This is a genomic window from Shimazuella soli, from assembly GCF_022511585.1.
GTDB classification, from domain to species: Bacteria; Bacillota; Bacilli; order Thermoactinomycetales; family Thermoactinomycetaceae; genus Shimazuella; species Shimazuella soli.
In genome coordinates this window covers 1-16186 of record NZ_JAKWBN010000004.1, presented here as the reverse complement: position 1 = coordinate 16186, position 16186 = coordinate 1, and the positions used below count along the sequence as shown (strand labels likewise).

Here is a 16186-nt window from a genome sequence, read left to right as displayed (position 1 = left end):
AACAACTACCTTTTTACAGTAGTTGTTTTTATCAATTAGTTATTAGTTGTATTTACCTCTAAAATCTTACTTTGTTTAACAAGACGATTCCACGTTTCTGGACCAGGATAACCATCCGCATCTTGTCCTGGTTTTGTACCTTTAAAGCCTTGTGATAATTGATATTCTTGTACATTCAGACGATCTGCTTCCGTAAATTGGTTGGATGGACCAACACGATAATGTTTCCCTTTTCCCACTCTTTGCAACATCACACCTAATTGATAAACATATTTATTGCTTGCGCCTTTTTTAAAGTATTGCTTGCCAGGAAAGGATGCTGTATAACTGTTCGCTGAAGTTTTTGCTCCTACGTTCGGATCCCCTTTCCAAACTCCTGTGGAGGGACCTGTATGAATCCAAACAGGGGTTCCTAATGGAACGATGTTAAACAACTCTACTACGTCTTTATTGAACATCCGAATACATCCGTGGGAAACATGTTTCCCAATCGAGCTAGGGTTATTGGTACCATGAATACCATAATATCTTCCCCCATCCCCATTTACATTCAACCCATGCCAGCGAACACCCAAAGGATTATTTGGATTTGGTTTACCGTTGATCGTACCAGGGACATTTTTCCATTGAGGATTTACGGTTTTCATCACAATTGGAAAAGTTCCTTCTGGTGTAGCAGAAGCTGGAAATACTTTGGAACCAGCTGGAATTTTTGCCGTATTTGCTCCAGTTGCCACTGGATAAACCTTTATTACTTTTCCATTGCGGTAAAGATATAGTTTGCTAGGTGTTTTATCAGTGGTCTTGCTGATCTCTATTTTATAAGAGACCGGAGCAGCATTTGTATGAGTCGGAAGAGTAATTCCAACTAACATTGCAAACGTCAAAATGAAAGTAAAGTAAACATACCCCTTCAATCGTTGCATCTTTTTCTCCTCTTTCTATTTAAATAACATACTTAGCATATCGAAAAATGCAACTATTGAAAAGAGAATATCTATGTCAATTATTTTAATTTTAAATGAAGAAATTTGTTGTCTCTCAGGATATGTAAGGTGATTTCTTTGACCTTTTGACCGAACAATATCTTGTTATCCAGTCTCGCATTTATTTTCTGAGCCAAATAAATATATTTGATACCATGTCTATGAATCATTTCATGCAATACTAATTAAAAAAATACTGGCATCCACATTATTTTCGTATTATCTATCATTTTGTAATATAATGATTAATATTTAAAATATACATAAAAATAAGGAGATCATGTATGAGTGAGTCTTCAAAACTAACAAAACTCAATGTATTTCTTTTATTTGGAAGTCTTTTCATGGGAGTTCTTTTTGACTATCTGTTTTACGACATAACAGTTGGTATATCTTTTCTAATCTTTTGGCTTCTATTCTATGTTTTTTTCTACTTTATTTTCAAAGAAAAAATTCAATTCGATAAAAATTTCGCATGGTTTTTAACTATTCCCATTTTCTTTTTAATTTTAACTTTTGTTTTGTATTCAAATGACGAATTCCACGTACTCAATGCTCTCATTGTTTCTTTGTTATTTATCGTACAAGCAATATTATTAACAAAGAACAATAAACACCCCTGGTATAAACTTCCTTTTCTTGGTGAGGTTTTTAATAAGACCATGGAATCAATCGCAAATATTTTAGTTCCATTCAAAATAATAGGAGAATGGGTGCGGTTAAAGAGCAATAAATCAGCTTATGGAGTCATTGGAAAAGTGCTCATTGGGATATTATTTTCCCTCCCACTTATTGGGGTTATTGTAGTCTTACTCACCTCTGCGGACAGTATTTTTAATCATTGGATAAATGAAATCCCTAACTTTTTTTGGAAAATGGATTTCGGAGATATTCCTTTTCAAATATTTCTTATTTTAATTGTCTTTTTCATTATATTCACCTTTTTTTGGTCATTGAAGCATCCATTTGAAGATATTGAACTACCTTCTGTTGAATTCGAAAGAAAACCATTTCGAATCGATGGTATTATCACCTTAACTATCCTATTTCTTATCAATATTATTTATATCTTGTTTACGGCTATCCAAGTTTCTTATTTATTTGGAGCAGCAAAACGCTTATTACCAACTGGGGTTACGTATGCAGAATATGCTACACAAGGCTTTTATCAACTTGTAATCGTAACCATATTAAACATTTTCATTGTGATCTTAGTCATTTACTTGGTTCAAAAAAAGCAAATTACTATATACCGAATTGTGCAAGTTTTACTGAGTATATTGACTGCTTGTACAGCTTTTATTTTGGTTTCTGCATTTCAAAAGCTTTCTCTATATGAAGGAGTTTACGGGTACACTTATACTCGCATTTTAGTTCATGCTTTTATGATCTTGCTTTTATCTTTCATGATAATCTCTCTCATGAAAACATGGAAAAATGATATATCCCTGATAAGAATATCATCTATTGTAATCCTAATCTGGTATGTTACCCTTAACTATATTAACATCGATCAAATTATCGCAGAGCAAAATGTAAAGAGATATTACTCAACAAAACAAAACCTATCAACATCAGCTCCATATAGTAACAAGAATCGATATCGCTATAGTGAATATGTAGATATTTCTTATCTCAATCAACTTTCCTATGCAGCAGTTCCACAACTGATAAGATTGAGAAGTGAACCGAAGTTAAAACCCATTATTGATAAAAATCTTAAAATGATAAAAAGCCAACTGGATAAAGAAAAAGATTGGCAATCCTTTAATATCTCCAAATACAGAGCTAAAAAGTTATTGGATGAAATATTCTAAACAAAAAACACAGCCGTTCATACAAAGGGCTGTGTTTTTTGTTCATTTTTGCAAAAACAACCTCAAATCAATGAAACTAATTATATTAAGTACGGTTTACTTTCATATATTTCTCTATTTCTACTAATACTTCTTCTATGCTGGCATCTAACATGTTTATAGGAACATTAGCCAATGGTGTATCATCCATATCTTTAATTAACAAACTTTTGCGGCGTCGCCCATAATGCCTCATGTAAAAACGAAATTCAATTTCTCCAATTTCGTCCCAAGATTTCATTATTTTATCATGAAAAGAATGATATACTTCTAACCCTTTGTCGGTAACAGTCATAATAGGATTTTTTAGTTTTAGGAAATTCCAATGCTTTCGAACACTATAAAAAGAGAGTAACCCTGATAATCCAAATAAAAAAATAGGAGCAAGTAAAACAAAATCCTGGCGATTTATAATAGAATTTTGTACAAAATCTGCCGCAATTGAGCCGAGGAAAATAAAAAAAAGAAAAAAAGTAATAACTATAAAAAGAACAAATAGGAAGATATTTATGACTAACATCTGTAATCTTCTATTTCGATTTTGATATATTTCCATTTGCCTATCTCCCTAAATTCTTTAAAGATTAATGCTTTTTTTGTATGGTACCACCTTTCGGACATTTCCATCAAGCACCAAAAATACCATGTCGTATCGACAGGGTATTTTGATATTAAAAGTTAAAGTTGTCTGGGTCTGGACCAAATCGATGATCTTTATTTAACTGATTTAATACTAGAATGTCTTCCGCTTCCAATTGAAAATCAAAGATGTTTGCATTTTCCTCGATCCGACTGGGGGTAATGGATTTTGGTATGGTCACTACCGAGTTTTCAATGTCCCATCGAAGAATAATCTGTGCTGGAGTACGCTTATATTTGTGTAAGGTAGGGATGTAATTCCACCTGATTAACCATTGGAACTATTTCTGCTTTCTCAAGTAATGTATCCAGATGATGAGGTTGAAAGTTACTGACACCAATCGCTCTAACTTTTTTCTCTTTATATAGTGTTTCTAACGCCCGCCAAGTTTCAGTAAACTTCCCAGCTACAGGCCAATGAATCAAATATAAATCAAGGTAATCGAGTTGTAAACGCTCAAGACTTGCTTCAATAGCAGCTAGAGTAAATTCGTACCCTTGATCGCTGTTCCAAACCTTTGTCGTAACAAAAAGATCTTCCCTCTTCACATCACTTTGAATAATCCCTTTGCCCACACCTACTTCATTCTGATAAATCTTTGCTGTATCAATACTACGATAACCAGAACGGATTGCATAATCAACTGCTTGTTCTACTACGGAACCTTCAGGGGTCTTCCAAACACCTAAACCCAACAAAGGCATTTCAACACCATTATGTAGTTTAACAACTTGATTCACATTAGTAGTCATGCAAAGGCCTTCTTGTGTGATATTTCAACCATACAAAATAAATCTACCACTGAGATGATGATAATTTATCTTTTTTTATTTTATCACAGTCCAGATATTTTTTTGGATAATGGTGACAGATCACCTTTCTGACCATAATGCAAAATACGCAAATACTCACCATAAACATAGGATTTGCCCTCTGGGGTATGCATCCAATTGAATCGAGAAATACGTCGATTTTCCCATGGAGAAGTATCAAATGGATAAGGAATGTAGGAAAGGTTTGCTGGCAACTGTTTCTGCAAAGTTCTCCATTGTCTTCCTGCTCCATAACTTTTACATACAAAACCAAGTGTTTGAATAGAGGAAAAGTCGAACAACGCTTTTGCAAATGTAATATTTTCTAGTGTATCAGTAGATCGATCTTCGATCAAAATTACTTTGTCTGAAACTCCTAACTCTAGTAATTTTTCACGTATCACATGAGCTTCTGGACGATCTCCATATTTCCAGGTGGAATGTCGAATTGCTCCAGGTTTAATCCCTCCTGTCACGAGTATTCGTTCTACTTTTTTGGCTTGATATATTTCAAATGCTGTTTCCCAACATCCCGGATGAGTTCCGCCAAAAACAAATAATAGATCACATTTTTTATTCGTAGGGAAAACTTGATCTTCATCAAGAAAGACAATTTTGGTGAGAAGATCTATTTGCTCTTGTGTAAGAGGGGGAACATCTGGACACTTTGGAATCATTTCACCACACTCCCAATTTCCATCAAAGGACAAATAAGTAAACATCACAAAATATTGATCTGCATTTATCTATCCTTGAGGAATTACAAAAAAACTGCTGATCCACACAGGTAAATACCACATAATAATTGTAAGGACAATAGCTATAATGGATGGAAAACCAATAACTTTGTGAAGTCCGACTACTGTTATCACCCAATTCCAAATGATAAAGATAGTAACAAAACCAAAGACAAACGAAAAATGACTAGAAGTCAAATGAAACAAATCTTGAAGACTGTAGCTAAAAATATTTTCTCCCCATTCCAACAAATGAGCAGCTGCTTGTAGGAGTAAACCTAATGTAGGAATGACTTGTAGAAAAACAGATAAAGATAATACCTGTTTGAGGGTCACTGATTTGCGAAACGATTTGGCAATTGCAAAAATCAGGAGCGAAACGATACATACGGATAAGAGAAAAGTTATGAGATCAGAGATTAGAAGATCCATTGACATATACGAATACGTAATGGTAGGAGGTGTTTGAACAGAATTAAGTGGCCATTCTTCTGTTTTTACTCTCGTAATTCCTAACATACCTAAGACATGTACAATAGAAATTATCGCCAATGGAAGCCAAACTGCTGGATGTAACCGAACTCGTTCAAGTTCCACATGAGGTCTCCAAATCATCCCCACAATAGATGGTTTCTTCACTATTATCTTCCTCTTTTGATTAGTTAGACAAAAAAATGCAAAATAAATAAAGTGTGTTCATGTAGGTATATTTTACATTTTGTCGAGTTCAATATTTTATGAAATAATAATATCATAATTTGAAGTTAATTTTGAGGTGTAGAAAATGGATCAAAACCATTATGAATGGGTGAAACAGACTAGAAATATTCTTTTAGATTTTTGTGAGGAAATAGAGCCAAATGACTTTACCCGACAGATGACAGGATTCGGATTTTCATCCATTCGTAATTTACTTGTTCATGTTGCAGATTGTTATATAGCTTGGCTAGGATCGTTTGTGCTTCTAAAAACAAAAAAACCACTTACTCCAAAAGAATTCCTTAGGCAGATGGATGTCCAAGCTGTTCGGGAGAGGTTTTTTTTAGCTGACAAATATGTTAACGATTTTTATACAACATTATCTACTGATGAAAGAAACATTATCATTGAAAGAGAAGCTCTATGGAGAAATAATGATGAAATTATCACTACTACCCCAAACAAACTCTTTATCCATGCCATCACTCATGAATTCCATCATAAAGGGCAAATCGTAACAATGGCTCGACAGATGGGATATGATGAAATACCAAATACTGATATTTCCGGAGTCGAGTGAAAACCTCAGCTATGTATCAAATCATAGCTGAGGTTTTTGTTTTAATTGGTTGTATATATTTGAACGGCATCTCTTAAAAATAATGCTAATCCAGGTTGATATTTATCATAATAGGAAGTAAACCTTTCGTCATCCACATACATTCGAGCGATCCCCTTATGAGCATCTAAACTGTAATCATGCCAATAATACATAAGCCATTGTTTATGCAAATCAACCGCTTTTTGAGCAATTGGGCTAGCAGGATCTCCATCATGAAAAGCTTCCACCAATGTTTCAATCATTTCTTTCTCCAAATGAGTGATTGCCTCATAATCCGTTACCTTCTCATTGGATCGATTAACTGCTTCATCACCATATTTTTTTCGGATTTCTTTGCCATACTTTATTTCGTTTTCATCTATCATATTTTGTTTCAAACCTTCAAACTTTTCCTTATCTGACATTTTTATTCTCCCTTCCCGAGCGGCAATGGACTTTTCTACATTGATAATCAATGTTTCCAATTGCCTCTTTTTGCCTAGGAGTTGAATACGATGTCTTATTAAAGCTTCGGTTTTGTCAAATTCTGGAGCATGCACAATCTCTTTAATCTGATCTAAGGAAAATCCGAGTTCTCGGTAAAAGAGGATTTGCTGAAGCTCATCTACTTCATTCTTTCCATAAATCCGATAACCTGATGAGTTGATCCTAGCCGGCTTTAAAAGATCAATCTCATCATAAAATCGCAAAGTTCTTGTGCTAATACCTGCTAAGTGTGCCAGTTTCTGAACCGTGTATTCCATCTCATCTCCTCCTGACAATTTAAATGCTACACCTTAACGTAACGGAAAGGTCAATATTTATTCTGCCCTAATTTTTAAAGAGGATTTAAACAAAAAATGATCCGAAGAGAGGATCATTTTTCTTCAACTAACTTTCTTTGATTTAACTTTCTCCACTCTTGCCCTAAATACTTTGGAGCTGCACGTAAATATGCTTCCTGAATCAATTCCATCAGGTAAGTCCAGTCTTCTTCTTGCGGATTTCGAATGGAAACCCAACCATGGCGACCAATATACGGAGTTTTAAAAAACTTCGATTCTTGTATGAGTAATTCTTGCATTTCTCGATTGGACTTAAAACACAAACCTGCTCGATCTGTTATTTTGACAAAAGATTTTCCATGAACTTGAAATGTTACATAACCAAAACCATCTTTATGTTCCATGACTTCTGAAAGATTCGAACAAATTTTGCGTACATAATGGAGTATATCTGTGTTTTGTAACTGCATATCTGCTACACCCCAGCCAATTAAAAATCATAAATCCAAGCTATTTAATAAATCCCGTAGAACCTTCAATTCTTCTGTAGTAAACGTAACACCTTTACCCATTTTTTCACGATCTGGAGCCCATTCACGAAGATCATATTTCTCTTTTTTTCCGTTCCAACTGATCAAATTTAATTCTTTTTTCCATCCTTTTGGGGATTCAGATAGTACACCTAATGTTCTTTTTATTTCATATTGTATGTCCGCCATTTTTTAACTCCTTTATGTACACACTATCTTTCCACATAAATCAGCCCATTTGCAAAGGACTGAAAACCTAATTGTTGATAAAAGGAAATACAATCATTAGCTGTTAAAAGCTGAATAGTCAAATAAGATTGATTGCACTTTGCTATAAGCTTTTGCATAATATCCCTTCCTATTCCCCTGTTACGATAATCAGGATGAACAATTAAACCAGTGATATAGCCAATGATCATTCCATCAGATACGACTCTACCTGTACCTATCAACTTATCACCATGATAAACACTCAGTATGTACCAACTATTTTTCATTGCTGTGTATAACTGATCTTTTGATAATTGAAGAAAATCATTCCAATGTTCGTATTCATAAAGGTTATATAGGTCAGTGGAATTTGGGATTCTTTCTATAAAAGAAATCTTCATAGGATTCCTACTTTCGTTTTATCATCTCCTTTATGTTTTGTAATTATATCAAAAAAACCATGGCCTTATCACAGACCATGATAGATTTCACATGATACATAGATCCATTGTATTGTTAAAATTAAAACAGTGAACCTTGATCGAGAATAGAAGCAAAATCGTTTCCTTTTAAATACTTGCCAATCCCTGCACCTTTGGTCATATAATACGATTTTTCTTCGAATTCACTACCACTGAGATCATAGTACCCTCTTACCACACTATTTTTCTTTGATTTCATCGCTTGAACTCCAATAGTGGTTTTGCTAGTTTTTGAGTTTATCATAGAAGTATGGAAGACAATTGCTTTTTTGATCGTAGAAACTGCCAAAATTTCCTTATCTTCAAAAATATGATCCCAATAGAGAGCTTTCTTATTGGCATAAGCATTTTTCAACATGGAACGATTTTGTTTGGTATAGTAAGCCGACAATGCTATTTTTGCAACCTTTCCATCTTCATAACCAATAAGGAGATCTCCCTTGTAGTCATTCGTAACAGTTACAAAAAGAATAGTCTCATCTTGTAAATTCAGTAGTGTTGGAAGATACTCTCCAAGACTTGATAATTTATGATCTTCTATCTCATACGTTTTATATTTGTAACAATTGTATTTGTCCGTGAAGATTAAGAGGTCAGAATTATTGGTAGTACTGTATTGATAAATAATTTCATCTCCATCTTTTACTTTCATCGCATTTCCACCTCGAAGTGAGGTCAAAGGTACTTTTTTCAAGTACCCTTCTTTGGTAACACTTATTCGAACATTGTAGTTATCAATGGTTATCTCTTCTGGTGCTACAATAGGTAAATCATCAGCAAATATGATCCTTGATTTTCTCTCTATTCCATGTGTTTTTTTCACATTTCTCAATTGTTGGATCATCTTTTTATTCAATTTTGTTTTGTTATGAATGATGTCATGCAAATCTGCAATCTCTTTTTCTAACGTTTCTATCTCTTCGATACGATGAAGAAGATATTCCTTATTCAAATGTCGTAACTTAATTTCTGCCACATACTCGGCCTGTAGCACATCAATGTGAAAAGCTTCCATCAAGTTTGCAACAACTTGGCTATTTTTGTTTGTCTCACGAATAATAGCAACTGCTTTATCGATATCAAGTAATACTTGCTTAAAAGCCAATAAAAGATGTCTTTTTTGTTCCTTCTTTGTTTTATCGTATTGGGCCCCTCTTTTGATAGCATTGCCACGAAAAGTAACCCATTCTTGAATTATCTGTTTTATTCCCAATGTTTGTGGTCTACCATTAACAATTAAATTAAAATTACAAGAAAAGGTATCTTGCAGTGGAGTCATCTTAAATAACTTTTCTACCAACAGTTCCTTGTTTGTACTGTTCTTTACAGTAATCTCTATTCCTTTTGTATGAATTCCATAAATATCATCAATGTCTACGATATCTTTTATTTTTCCTTCTTTTACTAGCAAGCTTATCTTTTCAATAATCGCTTCAAAGGTAGTAGTATAAGGAATCTCCTCAAATATAATCGAATTACCTTCTATACGATAAGAAGAACGAATTTTGAAAGAGCCTTTACCAGTGTGAAAGATATGCTTCATCTCTTTATCATGATAGATAATGTTTCCACCTGTAGGGAAATCAGGAGCCTGAATATATTCGCTTACTTCTGTATCTGGATTTTTAATACTAGCGATTGTGTAATCAATCACTTCATTTAAATTGAATGGCGCAATGCTACTAGCCATTCCTACTGCTGTACCACTTGATGTATTTACTAAGATCGATGGAAAAGTCACTGGTAGCAGACGGGGCTCTTGGAGTGTACCATCATAGTTTTCGATCATATCTACTGTATCTTTATCAATATCTTGAAACAATTCTGCTGCAATGTCTGCCAACTTTACTTCTGTATAACGGGCTGATGCATACTTCATATCACGAGAATATTGCTTTCCGAAGTTACCTTTGGAATCAATATAGGGCAGGAGCAGCGATTCGTTGTCTTTGGTTAACCTCACCAAAGTCTCATAGATCGCCATATCACCATGAGGGTGTAAAAACATGGTTTGTCCCACTACCCCTTGGGATTTTTTTCGACCGCTTTTTAATAAACCCATTTGGAACATCGTATAAAGAATTCTCCGCTGACTGGGCTTTAAGCCATCAATTTCTGGCAGTGCACGATGCATAATAACATGTGCGGTATAAGGCATATAATTATCTTTCAAACTTTGCGTTATATTTTGTAAAATCATACTATAATTCCCTCCTTTTCACGCTAATCTAACGCGATATCGATATATTCATGTAAGTTATCCTCGATATACTGTTTCCTTCCTTGTAGATCATCACCAAGAAATAATTCAAAATAACGCCCTGTCAATTCAACATCTTCTTTTACAATTTGGATCAGCTTACGAGTTGCTGGGTTCATCGTCGTCTCCCACATCATTTCTGCAGTGTTCTCTCCCAATCCTTTGGAACGTTGAATCACTACTTTTCCTTTTAACTTCTTGACAATGGCATCTTTTTCTTTATCACTATAGGCAAAATAAGATTTTTCTTTGTGTGTAATCTCATAAAGGGGAGATTCTGCTATAAACACTTTTCCTGATTCGATTAAAGTAGGCATCAATCGATAAATTACAGTTAACAATAAAGTACGAATATGGAAACCATCAATGTCTGCATCTGTTGTAATAATGATTTTAGACCAACGTAGGTTTTGAAGGTCAAATGTATGTAAATCTTTATTAAATTTAGATTTCACTTCGATTCCACAGCCTAAAAGTTTCACCAAATCCACAATAATATCGTTCTTGAAAATCTTGTCATAATCCGCCTTTAAACAATTCAAAATTTTCCCCCGAAGTGCATAAATGGCTTGAAATTCAGCGTCTCTTCCTTGCTTAGTAGAACCTAGCGCCGATTTCCCTTCCACAATATATAATTCCGTTTGATTCTTATCTTTTGATTTACAATTGATAAAGCCATCAATACGATTGGTAATATTGTTTACAGAGGACTGAAGCTTCTTTTTCACATCTAACCGTGTCTTCTCTGCTTTTTCTCTACTGCGTTTATTGATGAGAATTTGATCGGCAATCTTTTGAGCTTCCAATGGATTTTCAATAAAATAAACTTCTAATTTTTCACGCAAATACTGGGTCATATACTCTTGGACAAACTTAGACTCCATCTTTTTCTTTGTTTGATCCGTATATAACGAAACAGTAGAGTAGGAATTGCTTATGACAATCAGACTCTCTCTCACATCATCAAAACTGACCTTTTTCTCCCCTTTGGTATACTTATCTTTGAGAAGATTATCAATTGCTTTCGTAAATGCGTTTTTGATGTAATTTTCTGGAGTACCACCATGCTCTAATAAAGATGAGTTGTGGAAATAATGCATCTGTTTTACCTCATTATGAAACACAAATGTAATTTCTGCTTTAAACTTAAACTCAGACTCCTCATTCTTTTCCTTTCCTTGTGTCTCTGTTCGAAATTGAACGATTTCCGTAAAGTTTTTCCCATCGCTTAACTCTGCAATATAATCTTTTACACCGTTTTCATAAAGGAACACATCTGTTGTCTCATCCATCTCATTATGAAAAATAAACTTTAATCCGCTATTGACGATGGCTTGATTTTTTAGTGTTTCTTTAATAAAGTCAGTATCCACTTCATTTTCACCGCGAAACACTTCAGCAGAAGGCAGCCAGTGAATACGTGTGCCGCGATAGTCAAGCTTGTGCTTTTCTTTGATTAAGTCTCCTACCTGTAAGCCTTTTTCAAAGCGGATGTAATACTTGTAACCATTTGGATTGATAGCAGTACATTCAAAAAAATCACTTGTGTAGTTTGTTCCTGTAGCTCCAACTCCGTTGGTTCCTAATGAAAATTGGTAGTTTCCAGTAGTATCATTGTTGTTATACTTTCCGCCTGACCACAACTCATCAAAGACTTTTTTGTAAGCGTATTCTCCTTCTTTATTTTTATCCATTGGAACAGAACGACCAAAATCTTGAATCATAATAGACTTATCTAGATATTTGGTGATAATAATTTCTTTCCCAAATCCTTCTCGATATTCATCTATCGCGTTTGCTAATATCTCAATAAAAGTATGGTTATGATTTTCTAGTCCAATCGAAGCTGGTTTGGCACGTACACCACCTAAAATCCCCAGTGATTGGATGGAATCAGAATTATATGTATCTATACTCAACAGGTGAACCTCCTTTTAAAATTGTGCATAATGGAACTAATAGTCTAAAAATAGATAATTATATATCACTACATTTGTCAAGTTTCAAGCGAACAAACCCACCCCTTTCTATGTAAAAATAAGGGTAGGTTTGTTCGCTTATCTACTGATTTCTTACATTATTCGAAAGGTTCGTTGCTACGGTTTGCCAAAATAACAAAAGTAAGTGTGCTTTCAAATTCAATTCTGCACTAATTTTTTTTGAAACCATTCTCTATTTTTCTCCAGAATGTCTGGAGATAATTCGTTGTCTAATGTTTCTCTTAGCCACATCAGCGTTTTTTCCTTTAAAAAATTGTACATCTGCTGTTCTGCTTCTAACATGGTACGATTGATTAAACATGGAACTTCATCCTCATCTTCTTCAGCTTCTAGAGCTTCATTTGTAAACGCTTTTGCGATGATATTTTTGCACTGGAAAATCGGTTGCGAACCTTCAATTGCAATAACAACATCATAAAATGTAATTTTTTTAGGAGATTTGGTTAACTCATATCCTCCTTTTACTCCTGGTGTAGATTGTACTATTCTAGCTTTGGCTAGTTTGGTAAAGATTTTAGATAGGTAAGATTCGGAAACACCTTGAAACTCTGCCAAATCTTTTATACCAATTGGTCTATTCAGAGGAATAATATTAACAAGACAATGCAATGCATATTCAACACCTACACTAAAATTCATCATCCATACCTCCTCCCCCATTAAGGACACTAATTATCTATAATATACGTGACAATCTTTTAAATTACAATCAACCTATCCCTTTCATCCATTTTCCTTTATAATGGAATTCACCTGACTCCAAAGAGAGGTACAGATGCCACTTCATCTTCCCGAAACACGTAACAGAAAGAATTTTGAAGTCGTCGGCACATTGGGTCAATATCAAGTGAGGGGAATATGTACTTCGCTGTCTAACAAATGGAAGCTCTACTTCCCTGACTTGATTTTCACCCATCTCATCTCAGGAGAGATATACCATATTGTTCCCACTAGTGGTCTTCGAAGCTTTTTGATAATCGATCCCACCAGAAAGGAACATTGCACCCTTCGAGGCATTACTTTTTGTACCTGTTCCAAGGAGCACATCGTAGGACAGTATTAATCAGCTGTCATACGCAACGACCGTGGCCAGTAATTGGTCACGGTCGCCCTCTCTTTTCAACTACCTATTTTCTTTCCATTAAAATGGAATGTGAATCAACTAAATGTTTATCCCCTTCTATCCATTTTTTGTTCATTTCTAAAGTAGCATTTCCATCATCTTGATGTGATATATAAATCATCTTTTCTCCAGCTTCTTCTGAATCAAACATCTGGTGGACTGCTTCCTTTAGCTTTTTTACATCGTTCGGATGACAACGAACATAAAAATCATAAGAATAAGCATAATTGAACTCATCATAATAAGTTGCTATCAGAATAAAATATCTCGGATCGTGTGAATCAAAAGCAACATCATAGGACATCAAAGGGGGGGCATAAGTCTCTTCGTCAAAATCCTCTTCATAATCTATTTCATTTGAAATATACATTTGTCTGGGTAATATACGTGCTGAATATCCTAATCTCCCCATTATTGCTGATATCCACTTATCCGCATCATAAACCCCAGCGGAATGATACCAAGTTAACTGTACAACTTCATTATGCCCCTCCTGCATAATCTCTTTTATTGAAGGAATTTCTTCATAGGTTGGCAATGGTTTGTTATGTTTATTACAAAATTCAGTAATATGGATTATAGCATGATAATCTCCTCTTATCAGAGCAAATTCATAAGGGCGATATCCTTGGTCATTCCTTATATCCAAATCGGCACCATAATGAAGAAGTAAAGGAATGAGATCTGATTTATTATACGAGATTACTTTAAATAAAACAGAAGGATCAAATTTCAATGGTAAGTTGACATCTAAACCTGCTTCTAAAAATAATTTGCATATTTCATAGCTGTTTCTACCACTAATAACCATGTCCCATAAATCCCCTGAATCAATCGGTACCCCTATGTCGATAAACCTCTCTACAACCTCCACTAATCCACGATCAACAGGCCAGGTAAAAAAACTAAACCTTCCCATTAATTCTGAATTTACTTCTGCTCCATACCGCAGAAGGAGATCAATTGCTTCTTTGGATTGTGCCTCTCGAAGCGGAGGATGGTAGAAATAATGTCCCCTCACCTGAGCTTCCGTATCAGCCCCTGCTTTTAGTAGCAGTTCCATGATTTCTAGCTGATTATTTTTCGTAGCAATATGTAATAAACTCAGTGATCCGGTATATGGATTTGGATCTGCACCGTATTCGAGTAACAACTTCATAATTTCTGTATGCCTCAGAGCTAGTTCTAAAAAATCATTAGAATAAGACAAATCAGCCCCATATTCTAGTAACAGTTTTACAATCTGCCTATTTCCACTTTCAATTGCATGATGCAGGGGTAACCTATATTGCAATTGATATCCCTTGTAATTCAACATATCAGGATGTACTCCCATTTCTAGCAAATCTTTTACAATCGAGATATTTTGCTCGCAGATTGCTTCTTGTAAGGAAAGGGAAGGTATGGACTTAACACTTTGTTTTGTTTCTTGATCTATTAATAACTTTAATAGTTCTCCTGTAACAGCAACTTGCCATGGCATTTGCTCTAAATCATTTTGATGATACTTATTTGCACCTTTTTTTAGCAAAAAATCTACTGCTTTTTTATTACCAGACAATGCAGCAAAATGCAGAGGGGTATTACCCAAAAAATCTATACTATCTACAGCTATTTCTTTTTCTTTAATGAGATACTGGAGTACTTCTGGTTCTGCCGTTGTTGCAGCCATATGAAGTACGGACACTTTTGTAGTTGAATCAACCAAGTCACTACCTGAATCAAATTTGACATGTAGTAATGTTGAATTTTCCTTCATCGCAACTTTACATAAATGATAAAAATCCATGTTTTCTCGATGAAAATAATTTAATAGTACTTGAAATGGAGAGGACAATTTATTTCACCTTCCTTTCTCTTTCTACGACTATATCAAGCTAGCATCTCAACTGGCAATTGTAGAAAATCAGATTCATTAGAAAAATTCATTTTACATCATCTCCTCTAAGCCTTTATAAAATTACTTTAAACTGCCTTGACAGGCATTGTCAGGATAAAAAATTAAATCAGTGACAATAGTTGACACTATTAAGTACTAAACTATAGTTGTAGAACAAACAGAGGAGATGAAAATATGGGTTTAGAAATGGTACCTTTTGTTATGTTAAATGGAAATGCAAGAGAAGCAATATCTTTTTATCAAAAAACGTTAGATGCTGAAGTTCTTTTTATTCAAGCAGATGAAAATAGAGTCGACCATTCTGTTTTAAAAATCGGGGAAAGTAAAGTGATGATCTCGGATCGTATTCCTCAGCTTCCACATCAAACAGGTACACAAGTCAATATTTGTATTACCATACCTGATAAAAAAAGAGCAGAACAAATATATGCTGCACTAATAGAAGAAGGTGTAGTGCACCTGCCGATCGGGGAAATGCCCTTTAGCCCAGCTTATGGAATTGTTACGGATAAATATGGTGTTTGTTTTCAAGTGTTTACGCAACGAAATAAATAAGTTTAAAACC

At 34.5% G+C, this 16186-nt stretch carries 15 protein-coding genes and 1 pseudogene; 3 read left to right on the top strand and 13 right to left on the bottom strand.

From position 1 onward, the window contains the following. Positions 1 to 35: 35 nt before the first annotated feature. On the bottom strand, positions 36 to 926 hold the full coding sequence (locus MK805_RS10795) for a L,D-transpeptidase family protein (RefSeq protein WP_240875905.1): 891 nt from the start codon (positions 924 to 926) through the stop codon (positions 36 to 38). 344 nt (positions 927 to 1270) lie between these two features. Between MK805_RS10795 and MK805_RS18040 the strand changes: the two genes are divergently transcribed. Continuing rightward, the gene (locus tag MK805_RS18040; protein ID WP_338057498.1) at positions 1271 to 2803 is read left to right on the top strand and encodes a DUF4153 domain-containing protein; all 1533 of its coding nucleotides are present in this window, start codon (positions 1271 to 1273) and stop codon (positions 2801 to 2803) included. Positions 2804 to 2888: 85 nt separating this feature from the next. Here the strand turns inward: MK805_RS18040 and MK805_RS10785 are convergent, their stop codons facing one another. From MK805_RS10785 to MK805_RS10770, 4 genes and pseudogenes are all read right to left on the bottom strand, one after another. After that, positions 2889 to 3398, bottom strand: coding sequence for a hypothetical protein (locus tag MK805_RS10785; protein ID WP_240875903.1), 510 nt, complete (start codon positions 3396 to 3398; stop codon positions 2889 to 2891). A 115-nt stretch (positions 3399 to 3513) separates the two neighbouring features. Beyond that, positions 3514 to 4234, bottom strand: a pseudogene (locus MK805_RS10780) (aldo/keto reductase). Between the two features lie 83 nt (positions 4235 to 4317). Continuing rightward, positions 4318 to 4971, bottom strand: coding sequence for a YdcF family protein (locus MK805_RS10775; protein ID WP_240875902.1), 654 nt, complete (start codon positions 4969 to 4971; stop codon positions 4318 to 4320). A gap of 69 nt (positions 4972 to 5040) precedes the next feature. Beyond that, positions 5041 to 5670 carry a YIP1 family protein gene (locus MK805_RS10770; protein WP_240875901.1) on the bottom strand — a complete coding sequence of 210 codons (630 nt, stop codon included), beginning with the start codon at positions 5668 to 5670 and terminating at the stop codon, positions 5041 to 5043. A 145-nt stretch (positions 5671 to 5815) separates the two neighbouring features. Between MK805_RS10770 and MK805_RS10765 the strand changes: the two genes are divergently transcribed. Beyond that, entirely contained in the window at positions 5816 to 6310 is a 495-nt protein-coding gene (locus MK805_RS10765; protein ID WP_240875900.1) for a DinB family protein, read from the top strand. 41 nt (positions 6311 to 6351) lie between these two features. On the opposite strand, the gene MK805_RS10760 is transcribed toward MK805_RS10765, so the two are convergent. The 8 genes from MK805_RS10760 to MK805_RS10725 all read right to left on the bottom strand — a co-directional run bounded on the left by MK805_RS10760 (position 6352) and on the right by MK805_RS10725 (position 15480). Further along, positions 6352 to 7095 (bottom strand): MerR family transcriptional regulator, encoded by a 744-nt coding sequence (locus MK805_RS10760; RefSeq protein ID WP_240875899.1) that lies wholly within the window; start codon positions 7093 to 7095, stop codon positions 6352 to 6354. A 113-nt stretch (positions 7096 to 7208) separates the two neighbouring features. After that, positions 7209 to 7586 (bottom strand): MmcQ/YjbR family DNA-binding protein, encoded by a 378-nt coding sequence (locus tag MK805_RS10755; protein WP_240875898.1) that lies wholly within the window; start codon positions 7584 to 7586, stop codon positions 7209 to 7211. A 27-nt stretch (positions 7587 to 7613) separates the two neighbouring features. After that, positions 7614 to 7835 (bottom strand): YdbC family protein, encoded by a 222-nt coding sequence (locus MK805_RS10750; protein ID WP_240875897.1) that lies wholly within the window; start codon positions 7833 to 7835, stop codon positions 7614 to 7616. Positions 7836 to 7858: 23 nt separating this feature from the next. Continuing rightward, entirely contained in the window at positions 7859 to 8257 is a 399-nt protein-coding gene (locus MK805_RS10745) for a GNAT family N-acetyltransferase (RefSeq protein WP_240875896.1), read from the bottom strand. A 121-nt stretch (positions 8258 to 8378) separates the two neighbouring features. Next, the gene (locus MK805_RS10740) at positions 8379 to 10538 is read right to left on the bottom strand and encodes a DNA topoisomerase (ATP-hydrolyzing) subunit A (RefSeq protein WP_240875895.1); all 2160 of its coding nucleotides are present in this window, start codon (positions 10536 to 10538) and stop codon (positions 8379 to 8381) included. Positions 10539 to 10561: 23 nt separating this feature from the next. Continuing rightward, positions 10562 to 12517: a toprim domain-containing protein gene (locus MK805_RS10735; RefSeq protein WP_240875894.1), complete on the bottom strand. Its 1956-nt coding sequence runs from the start codon at positions 12515 to 12517 to the stop codon at positions 10562 to 10564. 219 nt (positions 12518 to 12736) lie between these two features. Beyond that, entirely contained in the window at positions 12737 to 13237 is a 501-nt protein-coding gene (locus tag MK805_RS10730; RefSeq protein WP_240876104.1) for an RrF2 family transcriptional regulator, read from the bottom strand. A gap of 488 nt (positions 13238 to 13725) precedes the next feature. Further along, positions 13726 to 15480 carry an ankyrin repeat domain-containing protein gene (locus MK805_RS10725; protein ID WP_240875893.1) on the bottom strand — a complete coding sequence of 585 codons (1755 nt, stop codon included), beginning with the start codon at positions 15478 to 15480 and terminating at the stop codon, positions 13726 to 13728. Positions 15481 to 15795: 315 nt separating this feature from the next. Here MK805_RS10725 and MK805_RS10720 point away from each other — a divergent pair, with 315 nt between their 5' ends. Beyond that, on the top strand, positions 15796 to 16176 hold the full coding sequence (locus MK805_RS10720) for a VOC family protein (protein ID WP_240875892.1): 381 nt from the start codon (positions 15796 to 15798) through the stop codon (positions 16174 to 16176). The last annotated feature ends 10 nt before the right edge of the window (positions 16177 to 16186 follow it).